The sequence below is a fragment of the Actinocatenispora comari genome (assembly GCF_017312725.1).
Classification (GTDB): domain Bacteria; phylum Actinomycetota; class Actinomycetes; order Mycobacteriales; family Micromonosporaceae; genus Actinocatenispora; species Actinocatenispora comari.
The window spans coordinates 87,639-107,070 of sequence record NZ_BOPO01000045.1 but is presented as its reverse complement, the minus strand read 5'-3'; the positions used below and the strand labels follow the sequence as shown (position 1 = coordinate 107,070).

Genomic DNA, 19,432 nt, shown 5'->3' with positions numbered 1-19,432 from the left:
GGGTCGGTGCCGACCGGTCGGGGGGGCGGGTCGGCCTCGGACGGCGCCGGGTCAGGGGCGGGTCGGGTGCAGGGTGCGGTTCAGGAACGCCAGCTCCAGCCGGGGCAGGTTGGCGGCGACGTCCTCCTGGCCGGCCATGTGGGTGACGCCGGTGAGCGGCAGCACCTCGTGCGGCCGGCCGGCCGCGAGCAGCGCACCGGACAGCCGCAGCGTGTGCGCCACCACCACGTTGTCGTCGACCATCCCGTGCATCAACAGCAACGGCCGGGTCAGCGCGCTCGCGTCCGGGATCAGCGAGTTGCGCCGGTACACCTCGGGCGCCTCGGCCGGATGGCCCAGGTACCGCTCCTGCCAGTGGGTGTCGTACAGCGTCGGGTCGGTGACCGGGGCGCCGGCGACCGCGGCGTGGAACACGTCCGGCCGGCGCAGCACGGCCGCCGCGGCGAGGTAACCGCCGTACGACCAGCCGCGGATGCCGACCCGGGACAGGTCCAGCTCCGGGTGCAGCTCGGCCGCGGCGCGCAGCGCGTCGATCTGGTCGGTCAGCGCGTACGTCAGCTTGTCGCCGCGGATCGAGTGCTCCCACACCGGGCCACGACCCGGGGTGCCGCGGCCGTCGGTGACCAGCACCGCATAGCCCTGGTCGGCGAACCACTGGGACATCAGGTACATGTCGCGGGCGTGCAGCACCATCTGCCCGTGCGGCCCACCGTACGGGTCGAGCAGCACCGGCAGCGTGTCGGTCGGCCCCGGCCGGTACCAGGACGGCAGCAGCAGGGCGGAACGCAGCCCGCGCTCACCCAGCTCGTACAGCCGGACCCGCGGGGTCAGCGTCGGGGTGGCGGCGTGCGACACGATCGAGGTGACCGCGCCGTCGCGGTGCACGGTGGTCCGGGCACCGGAGTACTCCAGTGAACGCGAGGTCAGCACGGTCGTACCGCCGGCGGCGACGCCCTGGTGCACGCCGGCGCCGGCGGACAACCGGACCGGGCCGGTGTCCGGCGACCAGCGCCAGACGTGCACCTCGGTCGGCTCGGTACCGGCGGTGAACAGCACCGCGTCACCGTCCACTCCGGACACCGCGCGCAGTTGCAGGCCGGGCGGGGTCACCGCGGCGCCGTCCACCAGCAGCCGGCGGGTGTCCCCGTCGTCGGCCGACCAGACCAGCGCGCCGGACGCGGTGCGCGCCGGCAACCCCGGTACCAGTTCCCACCAGTCGTCGTGGTGGTCGGCGTGCAGCAGCGAGGTGGCACCGGTCTTCTCGTCCACCGCGAGCACGTGCACGTCGCGCTGGTCCCGGCTCTGTACCAGGATCGTCAGTGGGCCGGACCAGTCGACCTCGGCGAGGTACTCGAAGCCCTCCCGGTCCCAGACCACCTCGGTGCGGCTGCCGTCGTCCGGGTCGATCAGCCACAGCGTGACGATCGCGTTGTCGGTACCGGCGGCCGGGTAGCGCACCGCGGCCGGCGGCCGGGCCGGGTCGGCCGGGTCGGTCAGGTACCAGGTCGCCACCGGCGCGTCGTCCACCCGCGCCACCAGCAGCCGGGACGAGTCGGGCGACCACCAGTGGCCGCGGTGGCGGTGCATCGACTCGGCGGCGACGTGCTCGGCCAGCCCGTACGTCACGTCCGGCGTCTCGGGCTCGGCGAGCACCCGGTCGTCGGTACCGTCGGCGCCGATGACCCGCAGCGCGCCGGCGGAGACGTACGAGATGTGCGCGCCGGCCGGGTTGATCCGCGGGTCGATCACCGAACCGGTGGCGGGCAGCCGTACCGGGGTGCCGTTGGTCAGCAACCACAGCTGGCCGTCCACGGTGAACACGGCGCGGTCGACGGCCCGGTCGGTGGCGTAGCCGACGATGCCGGCGGCGCTCTCCCGGCTGCGTTCCCGCCGGGCCCGTTCGGCCGCGGACAGCTCGCCGCCGGTCAGCGCGGCCCCGTCGGCGAGCAGCGTCTCCGCCCCGGTCGCCACGTCCAGCTGCCAGAGCGAGGTGGTCGCGTCGTGGCCGGACGCGGCCCGCAGGAACAGCACCCGGTCGCCGTCCGGCGAGACGGTCACGTCGCGCGGCAGCCCGTACCGGAATCGACCGGTACGGGCCAGCTCGCGGAGGATGTCGTCACTCATCCCGGCCCCCGCGGGAACCGGTCGGCAGCGTGCTGGATTGGATCATGACCAGCACCATGCCACGATCGGCGGACGGTCAGTGCAGCAGGTCGCGAACGTAACGCAACTGTTCCGCGCGCTGGAACGCCGCGCCGCCCTCGTGCTCGTTGTACGGCCAGACCCGGATGTCCCGGTTCGCTCCCGCGTAGTGGTTGTAGGCGGCGAACACGGTCGACGGCGGGCAGATCGCGTCCATCAGCGCCACCGAGAACAGCGCCGGGGCGCTCGCCCGGGCGGCGAAGTTGACCCCGTCGAAGTACGCCAGCGAGGCGAAGACCTGCTCCGTCTGGTCCCGGTGGGTCCGGCAGTACTGGGTGATCTCGTGGTACGGGTTCTTGTCGGTGATCTCGGTGGCGCGCCGGTAGTGGCACAGGAACGGCACGTCCGGCATGGCCGCGTACAGCCCGTCGACGAGGCCGGCGACCGCGATGGTGATGCCGCCGCCCTGGCTGGCGCCGGCGACCATCACCCGGTCCGGGTCGACCCGCGGGTGCTCGCGCGCGACCTCGACCGCGCGGACCGCGTCGGTGAACACCCGGCGGTAGTAGTAGCTGTCCGGGTCGGTGATGCCGCGGGTCATGAAGCCCGGCGTGTTGGCCAGGCCGACCGGGTCCGGATCCGGGGTGGCGCCGACGGTCGAGCCGTTCGAGCCCTGGCCACGGGTGTCCATGATCAGGTGCGCGTACCCGGCGGCCGACCAGTCCAGCCGCTCGTGCGCGAGGCCGCGACCGCCGTTGTAGCCGATGTACTCCACCACGCACGGCAGCGAGCCCTCGACCCCGGCCGGCAGCAGGAACCAGCCGCGGACCGGCTGCCCGTCGAAACCGGAGAACGTCAGGTCGAACACCTCGACGGTGGCGAGCGCCGCGTCGTGGCGGGCGTACGTGGCCGGGCTCGCCTTCGCCCTGGCCTGCTTGAGGGTGCCCGCCCAGAACTCGTCGAAGTCGGCGGGTTCGGTGCGCTCCGGGCGGTAGTCCCGGAGCCGTTCCAGTGGCCAGTCCACCAGCATGTCGTTCTGCCTCTCGTCGTACTGCCCGCGATCGGGCACCGTGGCCCGGCGACCGGACGACGACGCTGGGGCCGGCCGCGACCGGGAGACAGCCTCTCAGAGACCGCCACGGTGCTGCCAGTGGTGTGGCCGAGGCGAACGCCTGCCCCGAAGGTAGGAAATAGTGGGAACGTCCGGCTCGACCTCCAGTTGACGTCTAGCGTCGAGGACGCGGGGTGACGACGGAATCGCATCGCGTACCGCCCACCCCGCACCGGCCCGCCGGTCTGTCGGCGGGACCGTACGACCGCGTGCCGGCACCGGGTGCCGGCGGCCCCCGGGGGAGGACCTTGTGGCAGTTCGTACCCGACTTCTGTGGTCGGTGGTGTCCGGCGCCGGCCTGGTCGCGACGCTGACCGCGGTACCCGCCGCGGCCGCGCCGATCGGCGTGGCGCCGGAGCAGCCGACCCACTCGGCCGCCGCGTACAAGGCGGCACACGACAACGACCCGCACGTACCGCTCAGCGCGGCGGCGCGGTCCGGCCTGCAGCGCCGCACCGAGGCGGCGCAGCGCACCATGGCCCGGGTCCGGGCCGAGGCGGCGCGGCCCGGCGCGACGGCGGCCAGTACGGCCAAGTCGCTGACGGGCACCCAGCAGGCGCAGCAGACCTACTACTGGTGCGGCCCGGCCGCGGTGGCCGGCGCGCTGAAGGTGCGCGGGGTGTCGCTGAGCCAGAGCAGCACCGCCAAGCTGCTGCGCACCACCGTCGACGGCACCGGCTGGTCGGGCGCCAACGCCGCGGTACCGAAGGCGTACCAGACCGGCTATCCGGTCGCCGACGTGCTCACCTACAAGCTGCACGGGCAGGGCGCCACCTACTACCCGGTGGGGCTGTCGTACGACCCGACCAGCAAGGAGAAGTCGACCTACCAGACCCGGCTGGTCGCCGACATCAACAACGGCTGGGACCTGATCGGCGACGCCTGGGAGGTACCCGGCGGGCCGCACCTGGTCGGCCACCCGGGCAACCAGGAGATCTTCCACTACTACACGATGCGCGGCTACTCCAGCTCGGGTAAGTACACCCGCTACCAGGACTCGGTGCACGGTGCCGGGAGCATCTCCTGGTCGTCCGGCGTACCGGCCTACTCGACCATGTCGTCGGCCACCATCACCACGATCAACGGTGGCCGTGGCTACGTCTGGTAGGCGCTGGCTGGCGGCCGGCGGGGTGGCGGCACTGCTGCTCGCCGGTTGCGACACCGCGGCCGACCCGGCACCGCACGACGGTGCCGGGTCGGCCGCATCGCGCACCCCGAGCGCGAGCCCCACTCCCCCGGCCGCCACCGCGGTACCCGACGCGGCGCCGGCGGCCGACTTCTGCTCCGTCGGCCAGCCGGCGAGCTGGCAGCGGGCCTTGCACGGCGACCGGCTGCCCCAGCGCGCCGGCGAGACGCTGGTGGTCCACGCGGTCGGCGCGGACGGCGACACCGCCGTGCTCGACGACCGGAACGGCGACGGGCGCACCGTGGTGTTCTGGCGCGACGGCCGGCGCACCCGGGTGCTCACGCTCGCGCATCCGGACACCGACCAGCTCTACGGCGCCGCGTTCGACGGCCGGTACCTGGTCTTCTCGGTCAGCCACAATCCGAACGACCTGTCCGCCTGGACCCTGTACGGCTGGGACTCCGTCACCGGGGGCACGCCGCGGCGGCTGGCCGGCAACGCGGTCGACACGGCCGGCAACCCGGTGCCGAGCCCGCTGCTGTACCCGGTGGTGGCGGCCGGGGTGGCGGCCTGGACCGCCGGGCGCGCCGACGGCACCACCGCGCTGCACCGGTACTCGTTCGCCACCGGTACCGACGAGGTGGTGCGGGCCGGGCATCCGGGTGCGCCGTTCCTGTTCGACGGCGATCTGGTGTGGCCGGAGTCGCCGCGCCCGGACGCGCTGACCGAACTGCACGCGGTACGGCTGGCCGACGGTGCGCCGGCGAGGCTGCCGGCCACGCTCGCCGCGGTGCGCGGACCGGCGTTCATCGTCGGTACCGCCGGCGGCGTGGCCGCGTGGGTCAGCGCCGACGTGCGCACCCTGTACGCATGGCGGCCCGGCTGGCGGAACCCGGTGCGGGTGCGGCACGTGTCGACCGGCCGCAACGTGCAGTGGGTCCGCGCCGCGGGACCGCTGGTGACGTGGGACGACGGTACCGCCCAGTTCGCGGCGGACCTGCGCACCGGCGCGTTCACGAAGCTGACCCCGCGGTACGGCTACACCGAGGCGACCGGCGACGCGCTCGCGGTCGGGTACGCCCCGGCGGCGAAGGGCGGCGCGACCGCGGCACCGAGCCTGGTCCGGGTCAGCGAACTCCCTCCGTTACCCGGCTGTCACTGACCGCCGCACCTTTAGCCGTCTACGCAGGTCCGCCCGGTTTCGCCGGGCGGATCCAGCATCGTCGATGTCGTGCGGTCGACATCACGATGTCCGATATTCGACTAGGGTGTGCCTTCCCGGCTCCGCCGGTGCGACGCGCGGAGCCGGCCGGGACGGACCGACGGTCCCCTCCTCGGGACCTCGGACAGCTGTCACACCCAGCCGGATGCGAGGCATGTGCCCAGACCTTCAGCTCACCGATCTCGAGTTGGCCCCGACCGCGACGGGCGGGGTACCGGGCCGGGCCGTCAACGGCCTGAGCTGCACGGTCGCCCCCGGACAGGTGGTCGCCGTGATCGGCGAGACGGGCTTCGGCGGTACCCGGCTGGCCCGCGCGGTGGTCGGCCTGGACGAACCGGCCGGTGGCCGGATCAGCTTCGGCGCGCACCAGTGGTCCGCGGACGAGGCGCCGTGCGCGTTCGTCCCGTCCGGCGGCGGACTGATCCCGCAGCTGTCGCTGCGCCGCAACATGCTGTTCGGCGCCCGAATGCGGGAGGAGATCCGGGCCCGGGAGGAGTCCACCGCCGGCTGGCTGGAACGCCGGCGGATCCGCTGGCGGCGGTACGGCCAGGACAGCGAGCAGGTCGACCGGATGCTGAGCGCCTTCCAACTTTCCGCGGTGGAGCGGTACGTGCCGGACCGGGTCAGCGCCGCGCAACGGATGCTCACCGCACTCGGCCGGGCGCTGCTGCACGGCCGGCCGGTACTGGTGGTCGACGCCACCGGCGGCCAGGAGCCGGACGGCGCGTACGTCCAGCTGCTCGACCAGGCCCGCGCGCAGCGGCCGGACCTCGCCGTACTGCTGTGCACCGACCGCCCCGGGCTGCTGCGCGCCCGCACCGACCCGTATGCGATCGACTGGGTCGTGGTGGTCGGCTACCGGGGCACGGTGGTCACGCAGGGTCCGCCGGCCATGGTGGCGCGGCCGGGCTCGGTCGACGCGGCCGCGGTGCTCTACGGCGACCCGATGCTGGTCGTGCCGGTCGACGACTGGCCGACCGAGTGGGGCGCGCCCGGCCCCGCCGCGCCGGGTGCGGACTGGATGGTCGTCGGTGCGCCCGCCACGACCGGCACCGGCACCGCCAGCCGGGCCCGCGGCAGTCAACTGGTCGTCGAGGTGCTCGGGCGCCACGAACGGCCCCGTTTCCACCGGGTCCGCGCCGTCGCCGGCGGCCGCCGGGACTGGCTGTTGCGGCTGCGCACGCCGGTACCGGTCGGGCACCGGGTGCGGGTGTCGGCCACGCCCGGCCGCGCGATCCGGGTACCGCTGAATGCGGCCGCGCCGTCGACGCCGGTACCGCCGGACGGGGCGGAGGTGGCGTCGTGAAGCGCCGCACCCTGCTCGCCGCCGGCGCGGCCGCCACCGCACTGCCGCTGACCGGCTGTGCCAGCGGCGGGCACGGGCTGGAGGTGGTGTGTGCCTGGGGCGGGCCGGAACTCGCCGCGTTCCGCGCGGTGCTGGCCGGCTTCACCGCGAGCACCGGGCACCCGGTCCGGATCGTGGTGGCCAACGGCAACGGGGTGGACGCGATGCTGTCCGCCCGGCTGGCGGCGGGCAACCGGCCGGACGTTGCGGTGTTCTCCGAGCCGTCGCTGATCACCCGGTACGCCTCGGACGGCCACCTGGTCGCGCTGCCGGTCGGCACGTTCCGCGGTGGCCTCAACGACTTCTGGCTGTCGCTCGCCGGCCTGGCCGGCGACAACCTGTACGGCTGCTGGCTGAAGGTGGCGCACAAGTCGCTGCTCTGGTACCGGCAGGCCGCGCTGTTCCCCGGCCGGGGCGAGGCGCCGCGGCTCGAACAGCCCCCGAAGACCTGGGACGAGCTCGTCGAGCTGGTCGCGCACTGGCCGGTCCGCGGCCAGGCGCCGCTCGCGATCGGCGCGGCCGACGGCTGGGTGCTCACCGACTGGTTCGAGAACGTGCTGGCCTCGCTCACCGAGTCCGACGAGCGCGGCAGCGAGTACGGCCTGCTCGCCGCGCCGCACGCGGACTGGGACGTCCCCCTGGTGCACGACTCGCTGCGCCGCCTCGGTCAGCTGTGGTCGCTGCCCGGCGCCCTGCCGTATGGCGGTGCACGCGCGCTGCTCACCCCGTTCGACGCGTCGGTGGCGCAGGTGTTCGGCGAGCACCGGGCCGGGATGCTGTTCGAGGGCGACTTCGTCGCACCGGTGGTGGCCGGCCTGCACACCGGCGAGACCCCGTCGTACTTCTCGTTCCCGCGGGTGGGCAACCGGCCGCGGCCGCAGATCGTCGGCGGTGACGTCGCGGTGCTGCTGCGCGACAGCGACGCCGGCCGGTCGCTGATGAGCTACCTGACCACCAAGCAGGCGGCGGTGCCGTGGGCCGACGCCGGCTTCCTGGTCGCCCCGTACCCGGGCAACCAGACCATCGTCTATCCCGAGGCGCGGCTCAACCAGCTCGCGGACGAGATCAACGACCCGACCGCGGAGGTCCAGTTCGACCTGTCCGACCAGCTGACCGGCAAGCTGATCGGGGACGACGGGAAGGGCAGCTGGCTGATCCTGTCCGACTTCTTCCGCGCGGTCACCGGCGGCCGGCCGGTCGAGTCGGCCGTGCGCGAGGCGGTGCACCAGTTCAACCTGGCGACCGGGGTGGCCCGGTGACGGCCGCCCCGACGCCCCGGATGCGGCCGGTCGACCGACTGCTGGTGCTCGACGACGTCGGCCCGACCCGGCGCGACCGGATCCGGCCGGAGACCCGCCGGGCGTACCTCTACCTCGCGCCGGCGACGCTGGTGGTCGGCGGGCTGCTGGTGTGGCCGGCGATCCGCACCGTGGTCGACAGCCTCACCATCGGCTGCCGCGGCGTCTGCCTGGGTAACTTCACCGACGCCTGGTCCGACCCGCTCGCCCGCCGGGCGCTGCTGCGCACGCTGGCCTGGGCGGTCGCCGTGCCGGTGGTACTGACCGCGGTCGGCTACCTGCTCGCGGTGGTGTCCCGCCGGGTCCGCCGGGCCGGCGTGCTGACCGTCCTGCTGGTGGCGCCGATGGCGTTGCCGATGCTCGCGACCGCGGTGGCGTTCCGGCTGCTGTACGACCCGGATCCGAGCCGGGGGTTGGTGACCGCGCTGACCAGCCGCCTGATCGGGGTGGACGCACCGCAGGCGCTCGGCCCCGGCCTGGTCACGTTCGCGATGATGTCCGCGTTCGTCTGGGCCTACCTCGGGCTGTCGGTGGTGGTGTTCCGGCGGGTGCTGGACGCGATCCCCAGCCAGCAGGTGTCCATGATCATGGCCGAGACCGGCCGCCGCCGCGAGGTCTACCGCTGGCTGTACTGGCCGATCCTGCGCCGGGTGGCCGCGCTGCTGGTCGGTCTGGCCGGGCTGTTCTCGGCGCGCAGCTTCGACCTGCTGCTCGCGCTGGTACCGGGCTCCAGCCAGCCGGCCGGCGAGGTGCTCGCGCTGCACGTCTGGCGGTACGGTGCCGGGCCGACCGCCGGCCCGGCCGCGGCGCTGTCGGTCCTGTGGTTCGCGGTGCTGGCGCTGACCGTGGTGCTGCCGCTGATCTCGTTCCGGGCGCAGTGGCGGATGCCGCCGGTCGACGTCACGGTGTGGGACCGGCACCTGCCCGCCCGGTACTCCGGGCTGCGGCACCGGCTCGCCCAGGCGCTGTGTGTGGCGGCGATCGTGCTGTGGCTGATCCCGGCGCTGCTGCTGGTGTTCGCCTCGCTGCACGCGGACGCGACGCTGGCCGCCCACGGGCTGTCCGGTGCGCTGTCGCTCGCGTCGTTCGGCGAGGTGCTCGGCGCCGGCGGGATGCTCGGCAACTACCTCGGTACCGGGCTGTTCGCGCTGCTGGTCGCGGTGCTGGTGGTGGCGTTCGCCGGCCCCGCCGCGTACGCGCTGGGCTGGCTGCGCCCGCCCGGCCGCGGCGCGCTGCTGACGGTCGTGGTGGTGTGCGCGACGGTACCGGTGCAGGCGATCACGATCCCGCTGGTGCAGACGCTCGGCGCGGCCCGGCTGTCCGGTACCGGCCAGGCGTTCGTGCTGGCGCACCTGGCGCTCGGCATCCCGCTGACCACCGCCCTGCTGTACGGCGCCTTCGGTTCCCTGTCACCGGAACAGATGCGGCAGGCCGCGATCCACCACGGCGCCGAGGCGGCCGGCCCGGGCCGGGCCACCCTGACGCAGGTCGGACCGAACCTGTTCGCCGCCGGCGTACTCCAGTTCGTGCAGGTGTGGAACGACGTCGCGGTGGGGCTGCTGTTCGCGCCGCCGCAGCTGTCGCCGATCGGGCTGAGCCTGCTCGGCCAGCTGCGGTACTACACCACCGGCACCGGGCACGTCGCCGCCGCGACCGTACTGTTCTCGGTGGTACCCCTGGTGGCGGTGATGGTGGCGCGCAAGCAGATCGTCCGGCTGCTGATGGCCGGCGTGTCCGGCAACTGGCAAGCGAAGCCGACGAAGAGATGACCGACGAGCGCAGCAGGCTGCGGCGACAGCGGATCCGCCGTCTCGCCCGGTTCGTGCTGCCGCTGGCCGCGGCCGAACTGGTGTCGCAGCTGGCCTCCGCGCTGGGCGCCAACCTGATCACCGAGTCGTCGCTGATCAACTCGCTGCTCGCGGTGCTGTTCGGGGTGGCGCTGTCGCTGCTGCTGGAGATGCGCTACCGGACCCGGCTGGAACCCGAGCCCGAACCGGATCCGGACGCCGACGCCGCGGCCCTGACCGCCACCACCGTGGCCACGCTCGCCGCCGACGCGCAGGCGGCCGTCGCCGCCGAACCCGACGCGGTCCCCGGCGAGGCTCCCCCGGTACCGGAACGGCGGCGGCTCCGCGGGCTCAACCGGCGCGCGGTACCCGTCTACGGCCAGCTGCCCGAGGTGCCCGAGCTGGTCGGGCGGGAGGCGCTGTGCGACGAGGTCGAGCAGGAGATCGCCGACGGCCGGATCCTGGTGCTGTACGGCGCACCCAACTACGGCACCTCCGCGGTCGCGGTGGCCTGCGCCCGCAAGTACCCGGCGGCCCGCACCGTGTACGTCGACCTGCGGTCCGGGCCGCAGCATCCGTTCACCGCGCAGCAGGCCGTCGACGCGGTCCTCGCACACCTGGGCCGGCCGGACTCCTCGATCACCGAGGCGCTGCACACCGAGCAGATCCTGCTGGTACTGGACAACGTGCAGCACGACGAGCAGGTCGAGCCGTTCGTCTCCGCCACCGCGCCGCGCGGCCTGACCGTGATCGCCGGTACCGGCATGAGCATCCGCTCGGCGTACCCGCACCTGTTCACCTGGGAGGTCACCGGCCTCAGCGACGAGGACGCGGTCGACCTGTTCGGCCGGGAGACCGACCGCGGCGACCTGTCCGGCAACGAGAACGCGACGACCATCGTGCGCGAGCTGGGCAAGCAGCCGACCGCGATCCGGTTGCTGGCGCGCAACATCGAGCCGGACGACCGGCTCAGCGACTGGCTGCCGGACACCACCGTCAACGACGCGGTCTGGCGGGCCTGCTGGCGCACGTTCGAGCTGGTGCACCCGGTGCAGCTGCGGCTGCTGCGCCGGATGGCGGTGGTCGCCGAGGTCGAGCTCGACCTCGCCGGCCTGGCCGCGCTGGCACACCGCCCGCAGGCCCAGGCGGAGGTCTACGAGCTGCTACGCAAGCTCCGGCACCGCCAGCAGATCCGCCAGGGGTACGCGCTCGGCGCCGCCACCGCGGCAGACGACCGCAGCCCCGAACCGCGGTACCTGATCGCCGACGACTGGGTGCCGCCACTGACCGGGTACGTGCAGTGGTCCCGCCGGTCGGTGCGCCGGGAGGCGCAGCGGGCGCTCACCCGGCTGCTGCGGCACTACGGCGAGCTCGCCACCCAGTACGCCGACCGGTTGCCGGAGTCGGCGGCGCGCGAGTGGTTCGCGGAGTACGAGACGACGCTGGTGCCGCTGGTCACCCGCTGGGTGTCGATCGTGCCGCCGGAGCCGGCGGCCGAGACCCCGGCGCGCAAGGCGGGCCCGCCCGGGCCGACCCGCGCCGGGCTGCGCGCGGTGGCCGCGATCGCCGCGGCGCTGTGCCGCTGGTACGAGTCGACCGGCGACTACCGCGGCCTCGGCGACAGCAACCGCACCGCCCGGGCGTACCGGGTGGCGCACTCGATGAAGCTGCTCGCCGACCGGTACGGCGAACCGGCCGGGCGCGCCTGGGCGCTCGTCCAGGTCGCCGCGATCCGGCGCGCCACCGGCGACCAGCTCGGCGCGCAGCAGCGGCTGTACGAGGCGCAGCGCGGGCCCGGTCGACCGCGCGGCGGCGCGCAGGTCAGTACCAACCTGGGCATCGCCGAGCTGGGCCGGGACCCGACCACGGCGCTGTACCGGGCGACCAAGGGTCGCCAGCTGCGCCGCCGGTCCGACCATGCCGGCCGGGGCCGCGCCGACCTCGCGCTGGCCGTGGCGTACCTGCACAGCGGCGGGGACGGCAGGTTCAGCCACCGGCGGCAGGCGCAGGCGCGGCTGGAGGCGGCGCTGCGCGAGTTCGGCCGGGCCGGTGACGTCCGCGGCGAGGCCTGCGTGCTGCACGACCTCGGGCTGCTGTGCTTCGACACCGCGCCGCACCGGGCCAACCAGCTGTTCCAGGACGCGCACGTCCGGCTGCTGCACGGTGCCGACCCGGCGCTCGCGATCCAGCGGGCGCTGGCCGAGGCGGACCTGCTCTGCGCGAACCCGGCGGCGGACCGGGCGGCGACCCTCGCCCGGCTGGCCGAGGCCCGGGATCTGGCCGAGCGCTCCCCCGACATCGACCTGGTCGGCCAGCTCGACAGCTACCGCGCCGCCCTGACCCGATGACACCCCGCCGGCCGGCTCGGCGGCTGAGCGGGGTCACCGGCGGGCACGCGTCGGCTCGGGCCGGTCGGGCGGGGCCCCGGGGTGGTGCGCTACGATTGCCGGGCAACGCGGACGTAGCGCAGCTGGTAGCGCATCACCTTGCCAAGGTGAGGGTCGCGGGTTCGAATCCCGTCGTCCGCTCCAGTTCGGGGCCCGACCAGGCAGGTCGGGCCTTTTCGCTGCCTGCCGCCCGCTCTCGGTGCCGGCCGGCCCCTCTCGGCTCGCCGATCAGTCGCGGTGCTCGACGATCTTCTTGAGGCTGGCGAGGTCGGCCGACACGAGGCCGGCGTCGCGGTCGAACTCGGCGTCGGTCATCCCGGGCGACCGGCGCAGGGTGAACACCACGTCGCAGCGGGCCGCGCCGTTCGCGATCACCCGCATCGGGTTGTCGAAGACCTGCCCGGACGGCGTCGTCACCCGGTGGTCGAGCACCCCGAACTCGTTGCGCGGGGCGAACGCGAACTCCACCCGGTCGGTGCCCATCCGCACGAACCAGCGCCCGTCGACCTGCTCGACCGAGCTGCCCAGCCCGGACGCCCACTCGGTCAGGTGGCGCGGATCGACGGCGTACTCGTAGACCTCGGGCGCGGGGCGGTCGATCGCCACCCCGAGGTGTCTGGTCTGGTCGGTCATACCCGCCACCCTGCCACCCGGTACCGACATTCGTGGCGGGCCGGCCCGGGGCCGGCTCAGTGGCCGTCGAGGTCGCGCAGCAGGGCGGGCAGCGCCCGCAGGGTGTCGATCCGGTACGCGCGGGCGTCGGCGCCCGGCGCGGGGACGAGGCCGGTACGGTCCAGCCAGATCGCGGCGCCGAGCCCGGCGGCCCGGGCACCGGCCACGTCGGTGGCGAGGCTGTCGCCGACGTGACAGGCGTGGTCGGCCGTCGATCCGGCCCGGCCCACCGCGAGATCGAAGATCTCCCGGCCCGGCTTGGCCGTCTCGACCTCACCGGAGATCACCACCAGATCCAGGTACCGGGCCAGCCCGGTCGCCGCGATCTTGGCGCGCTGCGCGTCGCCCGGCCCGTTGGTGATCACGCCGATCGTGCGGCCGGCGGCGCGCAGCTCATCCAACGCCCCGAGCACGTCCTCGTACAGCGCGTAGTCGGTGCGGCGCCGTTCGATGTACGCGTCGACCGCCGTCTCGGCCAGCTCGGGGTGCCGGCACTCGGTGAGCGCCTGGCGCCACAGCCCGAGCCACGCGGTTCGCGCGGACGGGATCGGCCCGGGCGGATGCTGTGCGCCCGGTCCGGCGGCACGGGCCCGCGCGACGTAGCGCGTCACGTACGCGTCCGCGAGCGCCGCGGCGTCCAGCCCCGGCGCGGCCGCGGCCAGGCCGCCGCACACCGCCCGCACCGTGCCGCGCCAGGCATTCGGGCCGAAGTCGACGAGGGTCGCATCCAGGTCGAAGAACACCGTGGTGAGCACGATCGACCACGCTACCGGCCCGCCGCCCGCGGAATCTCTCAGCCGGCGGGGGCCGTTCGGGGCTGCCGCCGCCGGTGCGGCACCATGGTCGGACCGAAGACGACGAATCGGGCGCGTGGAGGGTGTGTGCGGCAGCGGCAGGGACCGGTCTGGCGATGGGTACGACGAGCCGCACTGCTCTCGGCGACCGGGCTGGCGCTGGCGTTACCGGCGACGACGGCACTGTTCACGCCCGGCCCGGCGATCGCGTCGATGCCGGTGACCACCGCGGACCGGGCCTGGCTCGGCGACCGGGTCGACGGCAGGGCACTACCCGATCCCCGTACCGCGACGCCCGCCGAGGTGGCCGCGTTCTTCCGCCATCTGTCCCGGCACGACGCGGTGGCGTTGACCGACCGGTACCCGTCGGTGGTCGGCAACCTGGACGGCGCGCCGGTGCGGCTGCGGTACCGGGCGAACCGGGCGGCGATGGGCGCGGCCGGCGGCGAGTTCGCCGGCTGGGCGGCGCAGGGTCGGCAGATCATCGAGTTCGACCAGCGGGCCGGCGGGCGGGTCGCCGAGGTGTTCGGCGACCTGAGCCGGGCGGACCGGATCGCGGTGATCGTGCCCGGCGTCGGCAACCGGCCGGCCACCTTCGACCGCGCCACCGCGGCGCACCCCTACCGGTCGCCGCACGCGCAGGCGGCCCAGCTGTACCGGCAGGCCACCGCGACGGCGCCGGCCGCCAGGGTGGCCGTCGTCGCCTGGCTGGGGTACCGGCCGCCGCCCGACCTCGGCCGCGGCGCGGCCCGGGAGGAGCTGGCCCGGGCCGGCGCGGCGGCGCTGGTCCGGTTCACCGCCGGGCTGGCCACGGTGCGGCCACGCGCCGCGATCACCGTGGTCGGGCACAGCTACGGCAGCGTGGTGGCGGGTCTCGCCGCGCACCGGTTCCCGCCGCAGGTGGGCGACGTCGCGGTGGTCGGCAGTCCCGGGATGGGCGTCGACCGGGCCGCGGACCTGCACACCCGGGCCCGGGTCTGGGCCGGCTGTGCCGGTGACGACTGGATCCGCGACGTACCCGACGTGCAGCTGCTCGGCGTCGGCCACGGCACCGCGCCGACCGACCCGGAGTTCGGCGCGCACGTGTTCGGCACCGCCGGCGTGCACGCGCACGACCAGTACTTCGCCCCCGGCACCGAGTCGCTGACCAACCTGACCGCGATCCTGCTGGGACGCGACCGCACCGTGCGCTGAGCCCCCCGGCGGGCGGGCCCGTCAGCGGGACGAGGCGAGCAGACCGCGGATGTCGGCGGCGAGGGCGACCGAGGCGTCGATCTCGGCCCTGCGGATGGACACGCTCTCCACGTTGAAGCCGAACGGCAGCCCCAGCTCGCCGCAGAACTCGACCAGGTCGGTGGCGGTGGCGAGGCAGCGCCGGTACGACTCGGCGAGCGGGTCGGCGGAGTGCCGCAGCGAGTTCTCCAGCCACTTGGGCACGTTGACCCCGAGCCACTGCAGGAACGCCAGCGTCTTGGCCGAGCCGCACACCGACAGCGTGAAGATCACCGGGCGCGGCGCGATCCCGCGCTCCGCGCAGGCGTAGTAGTAGTCCGAGACCAGGCTCTTGGTCGTGTCGACGTCGTAGACGACCTGGGAGACGAAGAACAGGCAGCCGCGGGACTGCTTGGCCAGCATCCGCAGGTGCTCGTCGCCGCGCTGGGCGTACCGCTCGGTGATGGCCACGCCACCGAGCTCCAGCTCCGGGCGTACCTCGTCGTGCAGGGCGTGCGCCTCGGCGAGCCCGGTGTGTACCGGCTTGTCGGCGGACGACGAGCCGACGAACACGCTGAGCACCCGGCCGGGGTCGACCGAGCGCAGCCAGTCGGTCAGGTCCGGCGCGCGGTACTTGCCGACGCACCGGTAGATGATCACCGGGTGCGGCCAGGCGCCGAGGTGCTCGGCGTGGAAGACCGCCGGATCCATCGTCGGCAGGTACGGGAACGGGCGCTCGTCCGGGTTGCGGTCGCTCTCGTCGTCGATGTCGTACAGGATCAGCCCGTCCAGGTCGAGCCCGGCGAGCCGGCGCAGCGTGACGTCGGCGATCTCGGCGGCTTGCTCGGCGGTGGCGCTGCGCCGCGGCGGCGTCAGCCCGAGCAGCAGGATCCCGCCGGTGCCGGCGGCGAGCCGCTCGGCCAGCGAGGCCGCCGGCGCGCCGGCCGGGGCCGCCGCCGCCGATCCGGTCGACCGGGTGTTCGCCGGCGGAACCGGGCGCGAGGGCGTCGTCATGGCGGACACCCTACCGAGCCGTCCCACCAAGATCATCGGCCCCGATCCGGGGCAGCACTTGACGCCTGTTACCTGATTGAGTAACTTCTTACTCATGCAGGTAACAGATGGTCGGTCACTCGCCGCACAGGCCCGCCGCGCGCAGATCGTCGACGCGGCGATCGAGGTCATCGCGGCCGCCGGTTTCGCGCAGTGCTCCTTCGGCCGGATCGCCAAGCACGCCGGGCTGAGCAGCACCCGGCTGATCTCGTACCACTTCGAGGACAAGAACGAGCTGATCCAGGCCGTCGTCGACACGGTGCTCGGCGAGGCCACCCGGTACGTGCAGCCGCGGATCGCCGCCACGGCCGACCGCCGCGCCGCGCTCGCCGCGTACATCACGGCGAACCTGGAGTTCCTGCACGACCACCCGACGCGGATCCGGGCGCTGGTCGAGATCTTCGCCGGCGCCCGCAACGACGACCGGCTGACCACCTCCGACACCCCGCGGGCGGTGGCGATCGACTTCTTCCGCGCCGGGCAGCGGGAGGGCGTGTTCCGCCGGTTCGACCCGGAGGTGATGGCGACCGTGCTGCGGGCCGCGATCGACGCGGTCGCGATGCAGCCCGACGTCGACCACGCCGCGTACACCGGCGAGCTGGTCGAGCTGTTCGACCGCGTCACCCGCGCCGACCCGGCACCCGGCGACGCACCCCGACTCACCCCTGCCGGATCCGGCGACGAGCCCCGGCACCCGCGGCGGGCAGCCGACCGCGGCACCGAACGGACCGACCGATGAGGTCGGCGAAGGAGGATCCGATGAGCCAACCGACCGTCCTCACCCCGGGTTCCACGTCGGCATCCGGCGCGCCGGACGTACCGCGCCGCCGGTCTCCGGCCCGGTGGGCACCGATCGTGTCGATCGTGCTCGACATCGTGGCACCGCTCGCCGTGCTGTACGGGCTGCGCGCGTTCGGCGCGAGCCTGTGGACCGCGCTGGTGGTCTCCTCGGCGGTGCCGGTACTGGTCATGGTGGTGCGGTTCGTCCGCCGCCGGGTGGTCGACTACCCGTCCCTGTTCGTCCTGGTGCTGATCGCCGCCGGGGTCGGCATCTCGCTGCTCACCGGCGACCCGCGGACGCTGCTGATCCGCGACTCGTGGCTGTGGCTGCTGGTCGGCATCGTCGGGCTGTGGCTGCTCGCCTCGGTGCTGTACGGCCGGCCCGGGCTGATGGTCGCGTACCGCTCGTTCGTGCTCACCAAGGTCGGCCCGGACGGGCTGCGCGCCTGGGAGGGCCGATGGGACACCGACGCGGGGTTCCGGCACGGCCTGCGGGTCCTGACCGTGGTCTGGGGTCTCGCCACCGTGCTCAACGCGGTACTGCACGTCGCCGCCGCGTTCGTGCTGCCGCTGGGGATCGCGCCGCTGGTCCTGCAGCTGATCTGGCCGGCGATCATCGCGCCGCTGATGGTCTTCCACGTGCTCTACACCAAGCGTCGGGACCTGCGCGCATGACCGGCGCGGAGTCGTACCAGGTGGTCGTGGTCGGCGGCGGGCCGACCGGGCTGCTGCTGGCGAACGAGCTCGCGCTGGCCGGCGTGTCCACCGTCGTGCTGGAGAAGCTCGCGGAGCGCTCCGGGCAGTCCAAGGCGCTGAACCTGCAGCCGCGGTCCGCCCAGGTCCTCGACCTGCGCGGGATGCTGGAGCCGGTGCGCAAGCGGGCCATCGACGAGATCCCGGCCGGTCACTTCGCCGGCATCGAACTGGACTACACGCCGTGGGGCGAGCGCCAGCTCGGCATCCCGCAGGCCCGGGTCGAGGAGTACCTGGCGGGCCGGCTCGCCGAGCGCGGCGTGCCGGTGCGCTGCGGCAACGCGGTCGTCGCGGTCGACGCCGGTCCCGACGAGGTCGTGGTCCGCACCGAGGCATCGACCGACCCCGACCGGGTCGGCACCTACGGCGGTCGGGACGCCGGGACGGGCGGTCGGCGGTCGGGGCGCGACGACGATGCGGAGTTCCGCTGCCGGTACCTGGTCGCCTGCGACGGCGGGCGCAGCACGGTGCGGTCGCTGCTCGGGGTGCCGTTTCCGGGGCGCGACGCGCGAATGTCCGCGGTCGTCGCCGACGTGACGCTGACCGAGTCGGAGAACGCGCCGTCCGGCTCGTGGCGGCTGCCCCGGTTCGACCGGCCGGACGGCACCGTCGCCGAGGTGCTGCCGCTGACCGACGGGGTGTACCGGGCGGTCGTGGCCGGGCCCGAGCAGCAGACGCTGCCGCGCGAGGCGCCGGTGACCCTCGACGAGCTGCGCCGCGCGCTGCCGGCGGTCGCCACGATCCGCTGGGCGTCCCGGTTCACCGACGCCTCCCGCCAGCTCGAGCGGTACCGGCACGGCCGGGTGCTGTTCGCCGGCGACGCCGCGCACATCCACTCCCCGACCGGCGGGCAGGGGCTCAACCTGGGCCTGCAGGACGCGTTCAACCTGGGTTGGAAGCTCGCCGCGGCGCTGCGGGGCAACGCCACGGTGCTCGACACGTACCAGGCCGAGCGGCATCCGGTCGCCGCGCGGGTGCTGGCCAGTACCCGGGCGCAGGGGGTCCTGCTGGTGCCCGACCCGGACATCGTGGCGCTGCGCGAGGTGGTGACGGAGCTGCTCGCGCTGCCGGCGGCGAACCGGTACCTGGCCGGGTTCGTGTCCGGGTTGGAGTTGCGCTACGAGCTGCCGGGGCGGCATCCGCTGCTGGGCCGGGTAGCGCCGGACCTCGATCCGACGTTGCTGCACGCCGGCCGCGCCATCGTGCTGGCGGCCGGCGAGCGCGCCCGGTGTCCGGGGACGCCGGTGCCGGGCTCCGGCGGGGGCGACGAGGCGCTGCTGGTGCGGCCGGACGGCCGGGTCGGCTGGGTCGACGACGGGTACGAACCGCTCGCCGACGCCCTCGCCCGCTGGACCTGACGGGCGGCACCGGGTCGGACGCCGCTGCGGGGCGGCGGACGACACCGAACCGGTTGTTCCGGCGCATTTCGCCGAACCGGGCGCGCTCAAGGTCCGCCGGGCGGGAGACCGGTTCGACATCGCCCGGTGGGCCGCCTGACCGGCACGGACGGTGACCAGGGCGGCAGGCCGCGCCGGGCCGGGGTGATTTCCGGCGATACCGGTGGTGCGGGCGGGTCGTAAATAACACCATGTAGCTGTACAGATACCCTTCGGAATTGCTCCGTTGTCGGGGGGCGCCCGGAAACCGGGCGGCGACGCGGACCACCCGACGCGCCCACGCTCGTGTCGGCGCTATCGAACAGGGGGTCGGAGGATGATCACGCATGGTGCAACCGCCGCGGCGGCCACAA

14 protein-coding genes, 1 tRNA gene and 1 pseudogene are annotated in these 19,432 nt (G+C 74.4%); 11 read left to right on the top strand and 5 right to left on the bottom strand.

The genetic code is table 11. The features are described 5' to 3' along the window. Positions 1-51: 51 nt before the first annotated feature. Together NUM_RS13730 and NUM_RS13725 are read right to left on the bottom strand one after the other, a co-directional pair. A pseudogene (locus tag NUM_RS13730) lies at positions 52-1,770 on the bottom strand (S9 family peptidase); the annotation flags it as partial. A 430-nt stretch (positions 1,771-2,200) separates the two neighbouring features. Continuing rightward, positions 2,201-3,172: an acetylxylan esterase gene (locus tag NUM_RS13725; RefSeq protein WP_207125213.1), complete on the bottom strand. Its 972-nt coding sequence runs from the start codon at positions 3,170-3,172 to the stop codon at positions 2,201-2,203. Positions 3,173-3,503: 331 nt separating this feature from the next. Between NUM_RS13725 and NUM_RS13720 the strand changes: the two genes are divergently transcribed. The 7 genes from NUM_RS13720 to NUM_RS13690 all read left to right on the top strand — a co-directional run bounded on the left by NUM_RS13720 (position 3,504) and on the right by NUM_RS13690 (position 12,562). Continuing rightward, positions 3,504-4,361 (top strand): C39 family peptidase, encoded by an 858-nt coding sequence (locus tag NUM_RS13720; protein ID WP_207125212.1) that lies wholly within the window; start codon positions 3,504-3,506, stop codon positions 4,359-4,361. Continuing rightward, positions 4,345-5,541 carry a hypothetical protein gene (locus NUM_RS13715; RefSeq protein WP_207125211.1) on the top strand — a complete coding sequence of 399 codons (1,197 nt, stop codon included), beginning with the start codon at positions 4,345-4,347 and terminating at the stop codon, positions 5,539-5,541. The genes NUM_RS13720 and NUM_RS13715 overlap by 17 nt, the downstream gene beginning before the upstream one ends. Positions 5,542-5,605: 64 nt before the next feature. Beyond that, complete coding sequence (locus NUM_RS13710) at positions 5,606-6,907, top strand: ATP-binding cassette domain-containing protein (protein WP_308440569.1); 1,302 nt, start codon at positions 5,606-5,608, stop codon at positions 6,905-6,907. After that, complete coding sequence (locus tag NUM_RS13705; RefSeq protein WP_207125209.1) at positions 6,904-8,205, top strand: ABC transporter substrate-binding protein; 1,302 nt, start codon at positions 6,904-6,906, stop codon at positions 8,203-8,205. The genes NUM_RS13710 and NUM_RS13705 overlap by 4 nt, the downstream gene beginning before the upstream one ends. Then, positions 8,202-10,013 carry a hypothetical protein gene (locus NUM_RS13700; RefSeq protein WP_207125208.1) on the top strand — a complete coding sequence of 604 codons (1,812 nt, stop codon included), beginning with the start codon at positions 8,202-8,204 and terminating at the stop codon, positions 10,011-10,013. The genes NUM_RS13705 and NUM_RS13700 overlap by 4 nt, the downstream gene beginning before the upstream one ends. Beyond that, positions 10,010-12,379 carry a hypothetical protein gene (locus NUM_RS13695; protein ID WP_207125207.1) on the top strand — a complete coding sequence of 790 codons (2,370 nt, stop codon included), beginning with the start codon at positions 10,010-10,012 and terminating at the stop codon, positions 12,377-12,379. The genes NUM_RS13700 and NUM_RS13695 overlap by 4 nt, the downstream gene beginning before the upstream one ends. A gap of 107 nt (positions 12,380-12,486) precedes the next feature. After that, positions 12,487-12,562, top strand: a tRNA-Gly gene (locus tag NUM_RS13690). An 84-nt stretch (positions 12,563-12,646) separates the two neighbouring features. Here the strand turns inward: NUM_RS13690 and NUM_RS13685 are convergent. Both NUM_RS13685 and NUM_RS13680 read right to left on the bottom strand, forming a co-directional pair. After that, positions 12,647-13,051, bottom strand: a complete 405-nt coding sequence (locus NUM_RS13685; protein WP_207125206.1) for an SRPBCC family protein — start codon at positions 13,049-13,051, stop codon at positions 12,647-12,649. Positions 13,052-13,107: 56 nt separating this feature from the next. Continuing rightward, positions 13,108-13,845 (bottom strand): HAD family hydrolase, encoded by a 738-nt coding sequence (locus tag NUM_RS13680; protein WP_207125205.1) that lies wholly within the window; start codon positions 13,843-13,845, stop codon positions 13,108-13,110. A gap of 126 nt (positions 13,846-13,971) precedes the next feature. Between NUM_RS13680 and NUM_RS13675 the strand changes: the two genes are divergently transcribed. Beyond that, a complete protein-coding gene (locus NUM_RS13675; protein WP_207125204.1) occupies positions 13,972-15,078 on the top strand; it encodes an alpha/beta hydrolase in 1,107 nt (368 codons plus the stop codon). Between the two features lie 21 nt (positions 15,079-15,099). Here NUM_RS13675 and NUM_RS13670 read toward each other — a convergent pair whose 3' ends face one another. Continuing rightward, complete coding sequence (locus tag NUM_RS13670; protein WP_225918549.1) at positions 15,100-16,110, bottom strand: 5,10-methylenetetrahydrofolate reductase; 1,011 nt, start codon at positions 16,108-16,110, stop codon at positions 15,100-15,102. A gap of 94 nt (positions 16,111-16,204) precedes the next feature. Here NUM_RS13670 and NUM_RS13665 point away from each other — a divergent pair, with 94 nt between their 5' ends. From NUM_RS13665 to NUM_RS13655, 3 genes are read left to right on the top strand one after another with little or no spacing between them, the layout of a single operon-like run. Next, complete coding sequence (locus tag NUM_RS13665) at positions 16,205-16,888, top strand: TetR/AcrR family transcriptional regulator (RefSeq protein WP_207125203.1); 684 nt, start codon at positions 16,205-16,207, stop codon at positions 16,886-16,888. 20 nt (positions 16,889-16,908) lie between these two features. After that, positions 16,909-17,604, top strand: coding sequence for a VC0807 family protein (locus tag NUM_RS13660; protein WP_207125202.1), 696 nt, complete (start codon positions 16,909-16,911; stop codon positions 17,602-17,604). Continuing rightward, entirely contained in the window at positions 17,601-19,040 is a 1,440-nt protein-coding gene (locus NUM_RS13655; protein ID WP_207125201.1) for an FAD-dependent monooxygenase, read from the top strand. The genes NUM_RS13660 and NUM_RS13655 overlap by 4 nt, the downstream gene beginning before the upstream one ends. The last annotated feature ends 392 nt before the right edge of the window (positions 19,041-19,432 follow it).